Origin of the sequence: Paenibacillus sp. H1-7, assembly GCF_022354825.1 — a bacterium.
GTDB lineage: Bacteria > Bacillota > Bacilli > Paenibacillales > NBRC-103111 > Paenibacillus_S.
The window spans coordinates 3,397,339-3,412,648 of sequence record NZ_CP031168.1 but is presented as its reverse complement, the minus strand read 5'-3'; the positions used below and the strand labels follow the sequence as shown (position 1 = coordinate 3,412,648).

The 15,310-nt window shown below is 51.2% G+C and carries 17 protein-coding genes; 4 read left to right on the top strand and 13 right to left on the bottom strand.

Annotated elements, in window-relative coordinates:
* Positions 1 to 60: 60 nt before the first annotated feature.
* The 4 genes from DVH26_RS15240 to DVH26_RS15225 form a co-directional block, all read right to left on the bottom strand.
* The gene (locus tag DVH26_RS15240; protein WP_239634524.1) at positions 61 to 930 is read right to left on the bottom strand and encodes an ABC transporter ATP-binding protein; all 870 of its coding nucleotides are present in this window, start codon (positions 928 to 930) and stop codon (positions 61 to 63) included.
* 24 nt (positions 931 to 954) lie between these two features.
* Positions 955 to 1,998 (bottom strand): FecCD family ABC transporter permease, encoded by a 1,044-nt coding sequence (locus DVH26_RS15235; protein ID WP_239634523.1) that lies wholly within the window; start codon positions 1,996 to 1,998, stop codon positions 955 to 957.
* A 1-nt stretch (position 1,999) separates the two neighbouring features.
* Entirely contained in the window at positions 2,000 to 3,007 is a 1,008-nt protein-coding gene (locus DVH26_RS15230; RefSeq protein WP_239634522.1) for a FecCD family ABC transporter permease, read from the bottom strand.
* Positions 3,008 to 3,203: 196 nt separating this feature from the next.
* Positions 3,204 to 4,724: a carboxypeptidase M32 gene (locus DVH26_RS15225; RefSeq protein ID WP_239634521.1), complete on the bottom strand. Its 1,521-nt coding sequence runs from the start codon at positions 4,722 to 4,724 to the stop codon at positions 3,204 to 3,206.
* A 130-nt stretch (positions 4,725 to 4,854) separates the two neighbouring features.
* Between DVH26_RS15225 and DVH26_RS15220 the strand changes: the two genes are divergently transcribed.
* Positions 4,855 to 5,178 (top strand): iron-sulfur cluster biosynthesis family protein, encoded by a 324-nt coding sequence (locus DVH26_RS15220; protein WP_239634520.1) that lies wholly within the window; start codon positions 4,855 to 4,857, stop codon positions 5,176 to 5,178.
* An 87-nt stretch (positions 5,179 to 5,265) separates the two neighbouring features.
* Here the strand turns inward: DVH26_RS15220 and DVH26_RS15215 are convergent, their stop codons facing one another.
* From DVH26_RS15215 to DVH26_RS15195, 5 genes are all read right to left on the bottom strand, one after another.
* The gene (locus DVH26_RS15215) at positions 5,266 to 5,820 is read right to left on the bottom strand and encodes a beta-class carbonic anhydrase (protein WP_239634519.1); all 555 of its coding nucleotides are present in this window, start codon (positions 5,818 to 5,820) and stop codon (positions 5,266 to 5,268) included.
* 151 nt (positions 5,821 to 5,971) lie between these two features.
* Positions 5,972 to 6,589, bottom strand: a complete 618-nt coding sequence (locus DVH26_RS15210) for a hypothetical protein (RefSeq protein WP_239634518.1) — start codon at positions 6,587 to 6,589, stop codon at positions 5,972 to 5,974.
* A gap of 130 nt (positions 6,590 to 6,719) precedes the next feature.
* On the bottom strand, positions 6,720 to 8,159 hold the full coding sequence (locus DVH26_RS15205; RefSeq protein WP_239634517.1) for a sensor histidine kinase: 1,440 nt from the start codon (positions 8,157 to 8,159) through the stop codon (positions 6,720 to 6,722).
* Positions 8,152 to 8,895, bottom strand: a complete 744-nt coding sequence (locus DVH26_RS15200) for a response regulator transcription factor (RefSeq protein ID WP_239634516.1) — start codon at positions 8,893 to 8,895, stop codon at positions 8,152 to 8,154. The genes DVH26_RS15205 and DVH26_RS15200 overlap by 8 nt, the downstream gene beginning before the upstream one ends.
* Entirely contained in the window at positions 8,892 to 9,428 is a 537-nt protein-coding gene (locus DVH26_RS15195) for a DUF309 domain-containing protein (protein WP_239634515.1), read from the bottom strand. Before DVH26_RS15195 ends, DVH26_RS15200 begins: the two co-directional genes overlap by 4 nt.
* A gap of 154 nt (positions 9,429 to 9,582) precedes the next feature.
* Here DVH26_RS15195 and DVH26_RS15190 point away from each other — a divergent pair, with 154 nt between their 5' ends.
* The 3 genes from DVH26_RS15190 (at position 9,583) to DVH26_RS15180 (ending at position 12,440) form a co-directional block, all read left to right on the top strand.
* Positions 9,583 to 10,023, top strand: coding sequence for a hypothetical protein (locus DVH26_RS15190; protein ID WP_239634514.1), 441 nt, complete (start codon positions 9,583 to 9,585; stop codon positions 10,021 to 10,023).
* Between the two features lie 24 nt (positions 10,024 to 10,047).
* Positions 10,048 to 10,323 (top strand): YxcD family protein, encoded by a 276-nt coding sequence (locus tag DVH26_RS15185; RefSeq protein WP_239634513.1) that lies wholly within the window; start codon positions 10,048 to 10,050, stop codon positions 10,321 to 10,323.
* Positions 10,324 to 10,508: 185 nt separating this feature from the next.
* On the top strand, positions 10,509 to 12,440 hold the full coding sequence (locus tag DVH26_RS15180) for a glycosyl hydrolase family 18 protein (protein WP_239634512.1): 1,932 nt from the start codon (positions 10,509 to 10,511) through the stop codon (positions 12,438 to 12,440).
* 65 nt (positions 12,441 to 12,505) lie between these two features.
* Here the strand turns inward: DVH26_RS15180 and DVH26_RS15175 are convergent, their stop codons facing one another.
* Genes DVH26_RS15175 through DVH26_RS15160 form a run of 4 tightly spaced genes read right to left on the bottom strand, consistent with a single transcriptional unit; the run spans position 12,506 to position 15,249 of the window.
* The gene (locus tag DVH26_RS15175) at positions 12,506 to 13,396 is read right to left on the bottom strand and encodes an energy-coupling factor ABC transporter ATP-binding protein (protein ID WP_239634511.1); all 891 of its coding nucleotides are present in this window, start codon (positions 13,394 to 13,396) and stop codon (positions 12,506 to 12,508) included.
* Between the two features lie 10 nt (positions 13,397 to 13,406).
* On the bottom strand, positions 13,407 to 14,201 hold the full coding sequence (gene cbiQ / locus DVH26_RS15170; protein WP_239634510.1) for a cobalt ECF transporter T component CbiQ: 795 nt from the start codon (positions 14,199 to 14,201) through the stop codon (positions 13,407 to 13,409).
* Positions 14,198 to 14,482 carry an energy-coupling factor ABC transporter substrate-binding protein gene (locus tag DVH26_RS15165; RefSeq protein ID WP_239634509.1) on the bottom strand — a complete coding sequence of 95 codons (285 nt, stop codon included), beginning with the start codon at positions 14,480 to 14,482 and terminating at the stop codon, positions 14,198 to 14,200. The genes cbiQ and DVH26_RS15165 overlap by 4 nt, the downstream gene beginning before the upstream one ends.
* Entirely contained in the window at positions 14,479 to 15,249 is a 771-nt protein-coding gene (locus DVH26_RS15160) for an energy-coupling factor ABC transporter permease (RefSeq protein WP_239634508.1), read from the bottom strand. The genes DVH26_RS15165 and DVH26_RS15160 overlap by 4 nt, the downstream gene beginning before the upstream one ends.
* Positions 15,250 to 15,310 lie beyond the last annotated feature (61 nt).

The window sequence follows — 15,310 nt, the reverse complement described above, 5'->3', positions numbered from 1 at the left end:
AAAGCATCAAGCGAAAACGCAAAAAAACCGTCTGCTTCCAGACGGCTTTTACTTCATAATTTACGCTATGGTCGGGACACGGGAAGGGGCTTCCTTCTTCGGCTCCGGCTTACTCTTAGCCTCTACCGCTTGCTCAAGACCTACGGTTCTGCCCTTGCCGTACGGGATGATCAGAGGCGTTCCGTAAAACGGATCCTTCAGCACCTGGCTCTCGAGATCGAACACGGAACGGATCATCGACTCCGTAACGATATCCTCCGGCTTTCCTTGCGCCCATATCGCGCCGTTCTTCACTGCGATCATATGATGGGCGTACCGGCACGCCAGGTTAATGTCGTGAAGCACCATGACGACCGTCCGGCCTTCTTTCTCGTTCAGCTCATACAGCAAATCCAGCACTTCGATCTGGTGCGTCATATCCAGATACGTTGTCGGCTCATCCAGCAGCACCGTATCCGTGCCTTGAGCCAGCGTCATAGCAATCCAGGCTCTTTGCCGTTGTCCGCCGGACAAGGCATCGACGGTTCGCTCGGAAAATTCCGTCATCCCCGTTTCCTCCAACGCGAGCCGCACCATCCGTTCATCCTCTTCCGACCATTGCTGGAGCCAACTTTGGTACGGATAACGCCCCTGTTTTACCAGCTGCAGCACCGTAAGCCCTTCAGGGGCGGTCGGTCCTTGCGGCAAAATCGCCAATTTCTTGGCAATTTCTTTGGTAGGAAGCTTGGCTAGCTCATGACCATCCAGTACAATCGTGCCGCGCTGCGGATTCAACAATCGGGCAAGCGAGCGAAGCAGTGTAGATTTGCCGCAGCCGTTGCTGCCGATCAGTACCGTAATTTCTCCTTTTGGAATGTTCACGCTCAAATCTTTAAAAATGGGCACGGCTCCATAGGATAAGCTTAAGCCTTTCGCTTCCAAAGCGTACATCCGAAGTCATCTCCTTCAATATCATCATGCATGACGGTTTTTGTATAATAAATAGACGAAAAATGGCGCTCCGATAACGGCCGTAAATACGCCTGCCGGTATATCTAATGGGGTAAAAAGCGTTCTTGCCGCCAGATCGGCGACCAGAAGAATGAGAGATCCGATCAACGCGGATACGGGCAGCACGCCACCAAACGCGGGACCGACCAGCTTGCGGGCAATATGCGGAGCCATAAGACCGATAAATCCGATCGCACCTCCGATAGCTACCGCCGCTCCGGCCAGCGCAACGCTTAGCAGAATCAATAATGCGCGCTTGACTTGAACGGCGCTTCCTACTCCCGCCGCAATATCCGTCCCGAGCTCCTGCACGTTCACTTCCCTGGCCATTAGCAGTGCTAACGGCAGCAGGATAAGAACCCAAGGCAGCATGACCAGCACATCTTTTTCCCAAGAAACGCCGTAGATGCTCCCGGTCATGAACGTCATCGACTTGTTAGCCAAAATAATTGGACCGGATATCATCAGCATATAAGAAATCGAGCTGTAAGCGGCCGACATCCCGATTCCGATCATTACCATTCGTAATGGGGATACGCCTTTCTTCCAGGCGAGCAAATATATAATCAGCGTCGAAACGAACGCTCCGATAATGGCGCACAACGGCAGCCATGTAATGCTGATGGCGCTCCCCAGAAAGAAGAAGAAGCAAACTGCGCCGAGCGTTGCTCCTCCCGTAATCCCTACGATATCAGGAGAAGCGAGAGGGTTGCGTATGAGTCCCTGCAGTATCGCGCCGGAAACCGCCAGCGAGCTCCCAACGAGCACCGCTACGATCATCCGCGGCAGCCGCAGCGTATTCACGATGACCGTATGCATCTCGGAGCCGGTACCGAGCAGGACTTTAATAACCTCCACCGGCGTGACCTTCACCGAACCGATACCCGTGCCGACAATGAAAACGGCGGCATTCACGATAAGCAGGCCTGCTATAACCCAAAGCATCTTTTTACTGATTAGAAACGAAAACCAGGAACTTTTCCCGCGAACTGTCAAATACTTGCTCATCCTACGACTTCGCTCCTTTCCGTGCTATATACACGAAGAAAGGAACTCCGAGCAATGCGGTGACTACTCCAACAGGCACTTCCTTCGGCATCGCGATAAAACGGGATCCTACATCCGCCAATAGGATGAGGATGGCTCCCAAGACCGCGCAATAGGGCACAATCCAACGGTAGTCCGTGCCTATCAGGTATCGCGCGATATGCGGAATGATAATGCCTACGAAGACAACCGGCCCGGCAACCGCAACGGATCCGCCTGCCAAAAGCACGATGACTACAGCGGCGCCAAGCTTTATGTATGCTGTTTTTTGACCCAGGCCCTTGGCCACATCATCGCCCATAGCCAGAATGTTGATGTGCCGGCTCAGCAGCAGGGCACCGATCATCGCAAGGACAAGGTACGGAGCTACGGCGAGAAGCATTTTCAGCTCACGGCCCGCAACCGATCCGACAAGCCAGATCAACACCTGATCGAACGCCTTGCCGTTCGTCAATAATACGCCCTGCGTCATGGAGGAGAAGAACGCCGTGACAGCCGATCCGGCCAGTGTGACCTTCACGGGAGTCAAACCGTCTCTCCCAAGCGAACCGAGCAAATAAACAATGCCTGCGCTCATTGCCGCGCCAGCGAATGCGACCCAGGTTAACGTCATAAGCGATGCCGAAGACCCGAAGGCTACCAGCAATACGATCAAAAATGCGGCTCCCGAATTGACGCCGAACAAGCTGGGCGATGCCAGCGGGTTCCGGGTGAGCGCCTGCATGAAGGCTCCTGCAACCGCCAGGCTCGCTCCTACAGCGATGGCAATGAATGCGCGGGGGATCCGCGCCGTCTGAATGATCAGATGCTCATTCGAGCCGTTAAACGCCGTATACGCGTCGATGACGTCCTGAATGGAGTAGTTGTTCACTCCGAACATGACGCTGCAAGCAAAAGATGCCGCACATACAATAACGAAAAAAATAAGACCCCAAATCTTGGCTTGATTTGATGAAAGTAAAGCTTTCATATGACCTCTTCTGCTTTTCTAGCGATTGATAAGTTGATAAAGGAATTAAAGTACTTTTTTATTCTATGAGAATCGTTATCAGTTGTCAACGATTTTGAAAATCATTATCAATAATTTATCGAAAAAAAGCCCCGGGAACGCGAAACCGATCGCTCCCAAGGCTTTTCATCCTAGCTCCATTGAATCGTGTATCAGCTTACAGCTTGTAAATATCGCTGTACTTCTCCTTCAAATATTGCACCAGATAGTCCGGATTCAGCTCTTCTCCGGTCACCTGCATAATAATCTCGTTCGGTGTCAGCTGCTTGCCGTATTGATAAATTTTATCCGTCAGCCACTCCTTGATCGGCAGCAAATTGCCGCTTTCGATCAGCTGATCGTACTCAGGCAGTTGGCCGCGGAGCGTCCGCGTAATTTGTGCGGCATACATATTCCCGAGCGCATACGAAGGGAAATAGCCGAATGCCCCTCCGGACCAATGTACGTCCTGGAGCACCCCTTCCCCGTCATTGGCGGGAACGACGCCCAGGTACTCCTTATACTTCTCGTTCCATACCTCCGGAAGATCGGCCACTTTCACCGCTTCGCTGAACAAGGCTTTTTCAATCTCATAGCGCACCATAATATGTAAGTTGTAAGTCAATTCATCCGCTTCGATCCGAATAAGCGACGGCTTGACTTCATTCGTCGCACGGTAGAAGTTTTCCACCGGAACCGAATCGAATTGCCCTGGATAATTGTTTTGCAGATCGGAGTAATACCGTTTCCAGAACGGACGGCTTCTACCGATCATATTTTCCCAGAATCGCGATTGGGATTCATGAATCCCCATCGAGGTCCCGGTGCAGAGAGGCGTTCCGATAAGCTTCTCGGAAATGTTCTGCTCATACAAGGCGTGTCCGCCCTCGTGAATCGTTCCGAACAAGGCGCTGTTCACATCATCCAGCAAGTAACGCGTCGTAATCCTTACGTCGCCCGGGTTCAGCCCCGTTGCAAAAGGATGGACGGTTTCATCCAATCGTCCCGCTTCAAAGTCGTATCCCATTTGCTTCAGGATGAACAAGCTGAATTGCTTCTGCTTCTCCTTCTCGAACGTTTGACGAAGAAATCCCGTTTCCGGTTTGTCGGGAGAAGCTTGAATGGCGGCCAACAGCGGAACGACTTTCTCTCTCAAGGCGCCGAACACTTGGTCCAGCTTGGCTACGGTCATTCCCGGCTCATACATGTCGAGCAGCGTATTGTATTTATGCCCTTCGTATCCCCATAAGGAGATGAACTCCAGATTGGTCGCTACAATTTTCTCCAAGTAAGGCTGGAATCTCTTATAATCGGAAGCTTCCTTGGCTTCCTCCCATATCGACTCCGCTTGCGAGGTCAGCACGACGTATTCCTGATGCAGCTTCGGAGGAATTTTTTTGCTGCGGTCGTAATCCTTCTTGCATTCGGTCACGATCACGCGGTCAACGGCGTCAAGCTTGCCGAACGTTTCCGCTTCGGTGAAATAGTCCAGCATCTCTCCCATTTGCTCGGAAACCGCCATGGCAAAATGCTCTCCCGACAAGACGCCAACGACCTCGGACCGGGTAGCTATCCCCTTCTTGGGCGCACCGGTGCGCATATCCCAATACAACAATCCGATAGCTTCCTCATAGCTTTTCATTTTTTTCAAATATTCCTTGAAATCTGTCAGCTTCTGCTCGAACGATAGTGCAGTCATGAATGGCACCCCTTTCCAGGCGAATTACTTAAATCATACTTCGTCCGGAATAGAGAATCAAATGACATTTGAAAATTATTGTGTGGTATGATGAGGAGTGCATAACAGAGAGACAAAGGAGAGGACATCCATGCATATTACATTTACAGAACAAGCGACAGAACAGCTGCATAAGCAAACGTTGAACGGGAATGAGGAGTTGAAGCTTGCCTTTGATTCGGAGGGGTGCGGATGCTCGGTTAGCGGAGTGCCGACATTGTGGATTGTAAGCGGCGCTGGAGAACGCGATTTACGCGCTTCAGGAGAGCCGTTCTCATTATTGTACGATAAGAAGGACGAGATTTTTTTCGAGGATCGGATGACGCTGGACTACCGGAGCGGCAGCGGGTACGTACTGAAGAGCAGCGGACAAATCTATAATGCCAATATGAGGTTAGTCGATAAACGAGGATAATCTTGGAACAGCCGGCAGCCTGCACGACCAGTCTCCCCGGCAAATACCGGATGCCGAGGCTGGTCGAGCTGCCGTATTACTCGTGAATCAATCGGCCGATACTACATCCAGCTTGCCGGTAGCAGGGTCAATGATCAAGCCGTGTACCGGAATGTCCGGAACCAGCGGATGGTTTTTAATGACGTTGACGCTGTTTTTCACGCTCTCCGCCACATCGTCAAAGCCTCTTAACCATCTTTCGATATGAAGCCCCGAATATTCAAGTGTCTTAATCGTTTCTTCCTTAATGCCGCGCTCAATGAACTTCTGCTTCGTCTTCTCCGGATTCAGGTGGCTCATCCCGCAATCGTGGTGTCCAATAACGAATACCTCGTCCGCACCCAATTCATAAATGGCTACGATGATGCTTCGCATAATGCCCCCGAAAGGTGTCGAAACGACGCCGCCCGCAGCTTTAATAATTTTGACGTCACCGTTCTTGATGTTCATGCTGGCTGGCAGCAGCTCGATCAACCGGGTATCCATGCAGGATAAAATAACGAACTTTTTATCCGGAAATTTCGAGGTCAAGTACGGCTCGTATTTCTTTTCTTCGACAAAATGACGGTTGTACTCCAAAATATCGTTTAGTAATTTGCTCATGGCAATCTCCACCCTTCGATGCTCTCTCTTTTTGAATCTGTATCAAAAAGGCTCTATGCAGCTATGTACTATCAACATAACCCGCTAGAGCAACTTTATCTTTTTTTTCATTTTTTTTCAACACTATTTAGTACAAACTCTTGCTAGTTTCTTACTCCGGCGGAACGGCAAGCTTCCCTTCGAGAAGGCGGATCAGCCTTTGTTCCACATTGTTGGCGCGTCTTTGATCCGCATTGGGAACCAGGGTCGGACCCGATTCCGGCGCATCCCTAGGCACCATATCCGGATCTCCTGCCTCATGCTCGAGACGCCGTTTTTTTTGAAACTCTTGAACCATCCTCTCCCGCTCCTCAGCGGTAAGACCTTCCGGCTCCTTCTTCTCCATCATAACACGCATCCGGGTTAGTATACGATCTCGATACTCGATGACGAACTTCTTTTGCTCCGTGGTCAGCATGGCAATGATTCGCTGCTGGTCCCCCGCAGTCAGCTCACCTTTGCTGCTATTGCGCTTTACAACAGGCAGCATAGCTTCCGCCTGCGTCTTGGTTATGACGAGAGCCTGCTGCTTGTCCAGCTGTATCAGGCCTTGAAACAGGATCACCATATCCCGCTCCGTCTCCCTCTGGATTTCATCTTCCGCTGGCGCTGGCGCTGCCGCCGGTGGCACAGGCTGTGGAGGAACGGTCTTCAACGTATTGCACCCGCCAAGCAAAAGACTTGATGCGATTGTAATAGTACCACATGCTATCGGCAATCCGCGTCTCACAAGCCAACCTCCCCTGCGTCATAAGCCGCTTCCCGAAAAAGAGAAGAAGCACTCCGTCTCTATTCGTATAGTGACAGAATACTTCTAAACTTTGAACCATTGATGAGTCTTTTGTAAAAAAAGTGTAAAATCATTCCTCAGGCAATCGGAGAGGAAACGTGAGTACAAACTGAGTTCCTTTGCCGGGCTCGCTTGTTACCGATATCGTACCTTTCATCCCGTTAACCAGATGCTTCACAATGGTAAGACCAAGCCCCGTCCCGCCGGCAGTATGATTCCGCGAATGCTCCACCTTGTAAAAGCGGTCCCATATCCGCTGCAGCTGCTCCTGCTCCATGCCAATCCCCGTGTCGCTTACGGAGATTACAGCCTGGTCACCGTCTTGGTGAAGTCCTATAGTGATTGTCCCTCCGGACGGCGTGAACTGGATGGCGTTATAGATTAAATTTTGCATGATTTGAATGAACCGGTCCGTATCCAGGTCGGCGGCGATCGTTTCATCGTCATCCGGCAGCTTCTCTCGCAGCGCCAGACCTTTTTCATGAATTGGCGATTTCATTAACGCCAGCACTTGCTCGAGCAGCTCCTTGAGCGGCACGGGATCGAACTTGAATGCGTCGGCGCCGTTCTGGATGCGGGCCAGATCAAGCAGATCATTCACAAGACGCTGCAGCCGCTGCACTTCATAATCGCATATTTTCAAATAATGCTCATACTTGTCCTCGGGAATGACCTTATCATTCATCGCAATAATGAAGCCTCTCAGCGTCGTTAACGGCGAGCGGAGCTCGTGGGATACGTTAGCCAAAAAGTCCTGGCGCGCATCCTCCCACTGCACCAATTGGTCAATCATAAAATTGAAGCTTTTGGCCAGCTCTCCGACCTCATCCTCCGATTTCACCGGCACCCGTGTCGTGAAATCCCCTCCGGCCACTTCCAGCGCCGCCCTGCTCATTTGCTGCAGAGGCCCTGCGAGCTTTCGGGACAGAATAAATAGAATAATGGCGACCGCAAGGAGCGAGAACAGCAGCGGGACGATAATATTCCATCGAACGGCAGCCAACGCTTGACTCACTTCGAGTACAGGCACGTTCAAGAAAATAACGATCGGCTGCCCGTTCATTTGGGCGGGGGCATAGTACGTGAGCAGACCTTCCCGCGGCCTGTCTTCAAACTTGTATTCGCCGACAACGAAGCCTGTCTGCCCCTTGAGACCGTCGATGAACAGCTCGTCCATCGCGTTCGGAATCACGGTGCCTTCCCGCTCGGAGGAGCCGTTCAGCACGTTGCCTTTGGCATCAATAAGCCAAATTTGCCCGTTAATGCCTCTTGCTATGATACGGATCCCGAAACGCAGCTCTCTTGTCGATATGGTTCCTTCCTGAACGGACGGCAGCAGCTTGGCTACCTCTACCAGACGGGAGGAGAGCAGCTCTTTTTTATCCTTATAAAATAGATCTGTAAAATAGTTGTTCCAAAACAAGGCGAGTCCGAGGAAAAACAAAATACATGTCGCCAAGAAGGATAAAAAGATCTTCAAATAAAAGCTGGTGTACCACCGCTTAAGCATGCCGGGATACCTCGAAGAAATACCCTATGCCCCATAGCGTCTGGATCGCCCATTCGGTATTGGCCCCCAGCTTTTTCCGCAAATTTTTCACGTGTGCGTCCACCGTTCGGGTTCCACCGCTAAAGTCAAAGTTCCACACATAGCCGAGCAGGTCCTCCCGGGAGTATACCCGTCCAGGATTGGAAGCCAAAAAATGCAGCAGCTCCACCTCTTTGGGCGTCAGATCGATCCGTTCTCCCTGAATCGCAACTCTGTATTGCTCAGGGTCGATCATAAGGGAGCCGATGCGGAGAATGCTCTTGACCGTCTTCACTGCAGCCGCGGCGGCGGGCAGGCTCTGCTGCTGGCTCGTTCGGCGCAGAACGGCCTTAATCCTCGCTATTAGCTCATTAGGATCGAACGGCTTGACGATATAATCGTCCACGCCCAGATTGAAGGCGCGCAGCTTGTCTATCGACTCGCCTTTCGCTGTCAGGAAGATGATCGGAGTCTGGGATATCGGCCCGCTCTCGCTGCGAATAGCGCTGCACAGCTCAAAGCCGGAGCAATCGGGCAGCATCACGTCGAGCAGCACAAGGTCCGGAGCTTCGTTCCGGATCATGTCCATCACTTCGTTGCCTCTATACACGATAAAAGGCTCATATCCCGCATGCTCGAGATACAGCCGGATCACTTCCACAATGTTCGGCTCATCGTCGACGACGACCACTTTCCCCAGCTTCGCAGCGCTTGTCATGGCTCCATCCCCCGCTGCTCAGCTTTGCGGAGCCGGCTCTGCTCCCGCTCGTGCAATACCGAGCTGCGGTCTCGCAGCCGGTGCTTATGAATCAGAAACGTGTCGCTCGTATCGATCGGGCCCAGCCACGTCTTGCCTTTTTGGGCGCATTCAGCCATGCAGGCCGCTGCCAATCGCGGATCGGACAATGGCAGGTTCATGTCCTCGTATACGCTGTCAGGCTGCGACAGCTGCTCTAAACGGGCCGCGATCCTAGTGCGCAGCTCTTCCGAATGAATACCGAGAGAGTTCATACCGGTGTCTGTCAAATTGTTCAAGGAGCTCGCCAGCATCTTCTTGGCGCCCGTACGATTATTTCTCCGATGGTGATACAGCGCAACCGCGATCTGAATCAATCCTACATAATTCGAAGCCAGAGGATCGCCGGGATGCTCCTTCCAATATTCCTCCATCACCTCGTGGCATTCGAAATAATCCCGCTCCGCGTGAAAATAAACCAAATAATCAATATAAGCCTGAGGGTATGCTGACATGAAAGTAACCGCCTCTATTAGATACATAATTTGATTTTCAATTTTCTTTGTATCTATTGTATCAAGAAGGGATAAAAACTGAAACCTTTGTCTAAGTTATTCGTAGTAACTTTTAGCATCGCTATATTTTATTATGACTTGGAGGGTCAAGACAATGTTGAAACGATTATCTATCATCATGATGGCTTTTGTCATCGCCTTCTCTTTCAGTGCCACCGGTGCCGGCGTTGCTGATGCGAAAGGCTACAAGTCGTCGAAGAAAAGCTTCAATCCTAGCAGCAATACCACTCAGACTCCTAACAGCGGTGTCAATAAAGCGGATCCTGCTGCAGCGACCAAGACGCCTGGCGCAACGAATCCGACTACGGCAACGAAGCCGGGATTTTTTAGCGGCGGTTTGATGAAGGGCTTGCTGATCGGCGGTATCGCAGGTATGCTGTTCGGCGGCTTGTTCGGCAACTTGGGCATGCTCGGCAACATCCTGGGCTTCCTGATTAACATGATGGCGATCTTTGCCGTAGTAGTCCTGGTCATCAGACTCGTTCACTATTTCAGAGAGAAGCGCAAGTTCAAGGAAGAGCCGAAACGATTCTAATGAAGATACAGAGGGAATTAAGAGATGAGATTAACCGAGCAGGACATTATTAACGCGATTTGCCTGCACATGGGCGAACGCAAGCAGCTTCATCCGAGTCAAGTCGAAGTGGAGCTGATGTGGGACGAAGACTACGGCTTCTCCGCAGAGGTTCATGCCGAAGGCCGCAGCCAGATCATCATCGCAGCGAATATGCTGGAAGCCATCGAGCGATATTTGCTGACACAAATGAATATCCGGGTGTTCCGCGACCAGATCCACCTGAAGCTGGAAGATGAAATCGTTGCGGATATCGCCTAATAAAGTAAAGCCCCCTGAAGTCGGAAAAATCCGCACTCCAGGGGGTTTTTCCTATGAAATCACCCTGATATCGTACATTCTCTTGTTCTTTTAAAAGCTTAAGTCTATTTTCTACTATTTTCCTTCGCAACTATATTGTTTTTTTTGCGTTTAATAGGATAGATTTAGTAGAAAGAGGCTGATGCATGTTGAATCGCAAAACCGTAATGATAGTATCCATCATGACGCTGCTCCTCTCTTCCGGCGGTTCGGCTCTGGCCGCGGACAAAACGTCCAAATACCGCGTCTATCAAGATAATCATATTTTGCTGGAAACGTCGGATTACAAATCGGCGGAAAATTACGCCAAACAGTTTGCTAGCAGTCATGTCGAGGAAATCGCCACGCGCAAATGGCTGTGGAACAATTATCCACGGTATAAGGTATACCAGAACGGCTACAGCAGCTCCGCATGGGAATTCGCAACGCTGGATCAAGCTATCCGCGAAGCAAGCCGGTGGGGCCATGCCAGCATTCGGGATCTTCAGTCAGACGGCTGGGTATGGGACAATTATCCGAATTATCGAGTATACCAGGGTGACGCAACGCTTCCTTCTTGGGATTTCGCTACTCTAAATGAAGCCAAGGCTGAAGCGGCCAAATGGGGCAACGCCCACATCATCGATCTTAACACCCATCAATGGGTGTGGGATAACATTCCGGCAGGGACCAAGGCCGAGCTGAGGGCTTCCGGGAACAACACGTATCAGGTATACCAAGGAACGTTTACGAGCGACAGCTGGTCATTCGCTTACCTTGAGGATGCTGTCAACGAATCTCTCAAATGGGGCAATTCTACGGTCAAAAGCACCGAGAAAAGCAATGAGGTCGTCTTCTCGAACGTGAAGTCTTACCGGGTCTATCAATACAACAAGCCTTTGGACTCCTTCCTTCATGTGGATGAAGCGATCGCTTATGCCAAGCAGTTCGATCATACAGCTATTTATAACGAGAGCCCGAACGGCGGCAAATCGTTATCCCTATGGACTAATTATCCTTATTATCAGGTGTATCAGAACGACAGCTGGATCTCCGACTTCTCTACCATCCCGAATGCCCTGAATTATGCAATGGGCTACAGTAACGCATCGATTCGTCCTTTGGGCGGGAACAGCATTCTGTGGGACAATTTCAGCAAGCTGCAATTTTGGGGCTGGAACGGAAGCTCCAGCAACGATACGATCCGCTCACAAGTGAACAATACAGCAGGTCTGGATGTCGTATCGCCTACGTATTTTACTTTGGCGGATGCGAGCGGCGCTTTGACGGATACTTCGAATAAGGATACGGTAGCTTGGCTGAAGCAGCAAGGCTATTCGGTACAGCCGCTGGTAAACAATCAGTTCGATGCGGCATTGACCTCCGCCTTTCTGTCGAACGCCGAAGCACAGACCAAATTCATTGAAGCGCTCGTTGCAAAAGGCGCTGCGCTCGGCGTCGACGGGCTGAACATGGACTTCGAGAGCTTGGCCGGCAAAGACCGTGCAGCCTATACTGCATTTATTACGAATTTGACGAAAGCAGCGCACGACAAAGGGCTGCTGATCTCCATCGATCTGCCGCGAGGCAGCGTCAAATGGAATGCGCAAACCGCCTATGACCATGAAAAGCTCGGCAATATCGTCGACTACATTATTACAATGACCTACGATCAGCATTGGAAAGGAAGTACGGAAGCCGGCTCCGTAGCGGGACTGCAGTGGGTTGAGGAAGGCGTGAAGGAGTTCCTCTCCTACGGCATTTCGCGAGACAAATTGATCATCGGCATTCCGTTCTATGTCCGCGAATGGCAGATAGACGGCTCCGGCAATCTCGTGAGCAACCGGGCGCTCCTGATGAAGGATTTGCCTGCGCTAATTGCGAGTAAGAACGCAACCAAGACATGGGACGCCAACTTCAATCAATACCGTGTGGAATACAGTCAGGACGGGTACAACTATATCTTCTGGCTCGAGGATGAGAGCACGGTGAAGGCGCGTCTTGATATAGCCAAGAAGTACAATTTGGCTGGCGTGGCCGCTTGGAGATTAGGCTACGATTCAGCCGATTTATGGAAGATGATGATTCAGGAAAAATAAGCTAAGAAACCGCAAAATCCCCGTACAACCTGCTAGGTTAAACGGGGATTTTTCTATTTGCTTCCCTACACTCCATGATGATGTATCGCCAGTTCATCGGTCTCTTGCAGCCACTGCTTCAGAGCGTTTACGTCTCTTGGAGGCGTACAGTCCCTACGAAGCCTCTCCGGCAATGAATTCCATATATCAAGAACGATCGGCATTTCCAGGCCCATTGCTTGAAGCTGTCCCTCATCGTTGAATACTTCATAGGGTGTGCCTTCCTTCACACACTGCCCCCGATCCATAACAAGGATCCAATCCGCCCATGCATAGGCCAAGTTCATATCATGCGTAGCCATAACAACCGTGATCCCTTGCCCGTGGATTCGATCCAGCTCCCGAATGAGCTGCTGCTCCGAGCGCCGGTCCAAGTAAGCTGTCGGCTCGTCAAGCAGCACGACCTCTGGTTCTAGCACCAGTACCCCTGCGAGCGCCACCCGTTTCTTCTGCCCGAGACTCAGATGATGAATAGGAGTATCGGCCAGCTCCTCCAGCCCCATCGTCATGAGCATCTGTGCGGTTCGTTCCTGCAATTGCTGCTCGGGCACTCCGGCATTGCGCAAGCCGTAAGAGATATCTTCACGCGGCGTAGTAAGGATCAGCTGCTGCTCCGGATCCTGGAATACGAGTCCTACCTGCTGCCGCAACGTTTTTAACGAATGGCGGTCATAGGACAAAGGTTCGCCCCGCCGGAGCATCGTTCCTTCATCCGGACGATGAATGCCGATAGCTTGCAGGAAGAGCGTCGATTTTCCCGATCCGTTATGCCCGCAGATCGCGGTTTTCTTCCCCGTTGGTATGGCTATATTCAGCTGCCGAAGCGCATGCACACTCGTTCCCGGATAGCTGTAAACCACATCTTGCGATTGTATCGCAGGTAACATCGATTCAAGTTGTATGGATTCTCGCTTCATCGTTTCCCCTTCACCCCCATCGAATCCAGCACTCCAATATGACTAATACTGCTACTCCCATACAGGCTTCCACCTTGTACCGCTCAGGAACAGCCTTTTTTACATAAGGAGGCAGCCGGAGCTCGTCTGTAAAGCCTCTCGAAATCAAACCATTCGTGAGTCCTTGGTACCTTTGCATTGTTTTGACAAACAGCCGGGCTATAAGCGTCGCGGTATCACGGATTTTGCCTGCGAAGCCGGACTGGCCGCCCCGCGATTGCTGCGCTGTATACATATCATGAGCCGTATCGGACAGCAAGAATAGGAACCGGTAGGTAATCATCATGATTTCCAGGACCAGAGTCGGCACTCTTAGTACCTTCATGACCTGGAATAGCTCGGACATCGGCGTCGTAAGAATGACGAAAAAGCTTGCTGACACGCAGGCCATAATGCGGATCAGCAGCTGCCCCGCACTCATCAGGCTCGTCAAATTCATATAGATTGTCCAGTGGGATAACGAAAATAATACGATACCGTGAGCCATTTCATGACCGAAATCCATGTTCCGTACTTCTATTATCAAAGCCGGCAAGCTTCCGATGAAAAACAGGCAAGAAGCGCCCAGCATCAAAGCCACCTGCTTGGCGGGAATGGCCGCATAGCCGATAAGCCAAATCAGCATCCACAGGAAAATAAGCAGCTGAATCCACGGATGCGCCACATAAGCAATAAGCAGAAGAAGAGCTGCGAAGCCGCACTTCCACATGGGAGAAACGGCCCGCAGCTTATTGCCATAAGATAAACGATCGATGGTCTTCATCATTGGGACTTCGACTTGGAGGCCCTTCCCTTGAATAAGCCTATCGTGTATCCGATAAAGCCTGCCCCCAATGCGGCTTGCAGCGCGAACAGCATGCTCTCCGTCTCCGGAGGCGGCTCGAGCAGCGACGAGAACCACGGCTCGTAAGCAGGATGCAGCTCCTTGATCATTTCCTCCGCAGCTCCGTCCGCTCCTCCGAATTCGCCGTTGACGAACAATAGAGGAATGACTGCGAGCAAGATGACGCCCGTCAGCAGCAATATATTTTTAGTCGTTGTTGTCATTGTTCGCGTGCCCCTTTCATTTTGCGCTGCAATACGGACAATTCATTGGAATTGTAAGACTGGAGCCAGTTCCAGATCAGAACGGTCAGCAGTCCTTCACTGATAGCAAGCGGAATTTGAGTAATAGCAAATATACCGCCAAACTTGATAAACGAAGCCGCTATACCGCCTTGCTCCGCCGGAAACGCCAACGACAATTGAACGGATGTCATAACATACGTGGAGAGGTCAGCCATCGCCGCCGCCATAAAGATGGACAGCTTCTGCTTTCCGGCCGCCCCCATCATCCAACGGTACACGGCGTAACCTACCATCGGTCCCGCAACCGCCATGGAAAAAGCGTTGGCGCCGAGCGTCGTCAAACCGCCGTGAGCCAAGAGCAGCGCTTGAAACAGCAGTACGATGGACCCCAGCACGCTCATAGGCAGCGGGCCGAACATGACTGCTCCAAGACCGGTACCGGTCGGATGCGAGCTGCTTCCCGTTACCGAAGGCAGCTTCAGAGCGGACAGCACGAACGTGAAGGCACCGGCCAATCCGAGCATCATCTTAAGCTCCGGAGTTTCTTTCGTAATGCGAATCAGCGCGCGAAGCCCCATAATAAAAAATGGAATAAATAATACCCACCAAAAAATCGCCCACCCTAAAGGAAGAAACCCTTCCATAATGTGCATTGCGTAAGCGGATTGCGGTTCATTGACCGACAAATACAGCACGAAGCCTGCGACCAGGAGCAGCGTGCTCATCCATGTTTTCTTGCGTTTCATATTTATACCCCTCCTACCTTTGTTCAAACAAAAAAACCAATCCGTGTCGGATTGGTCATGG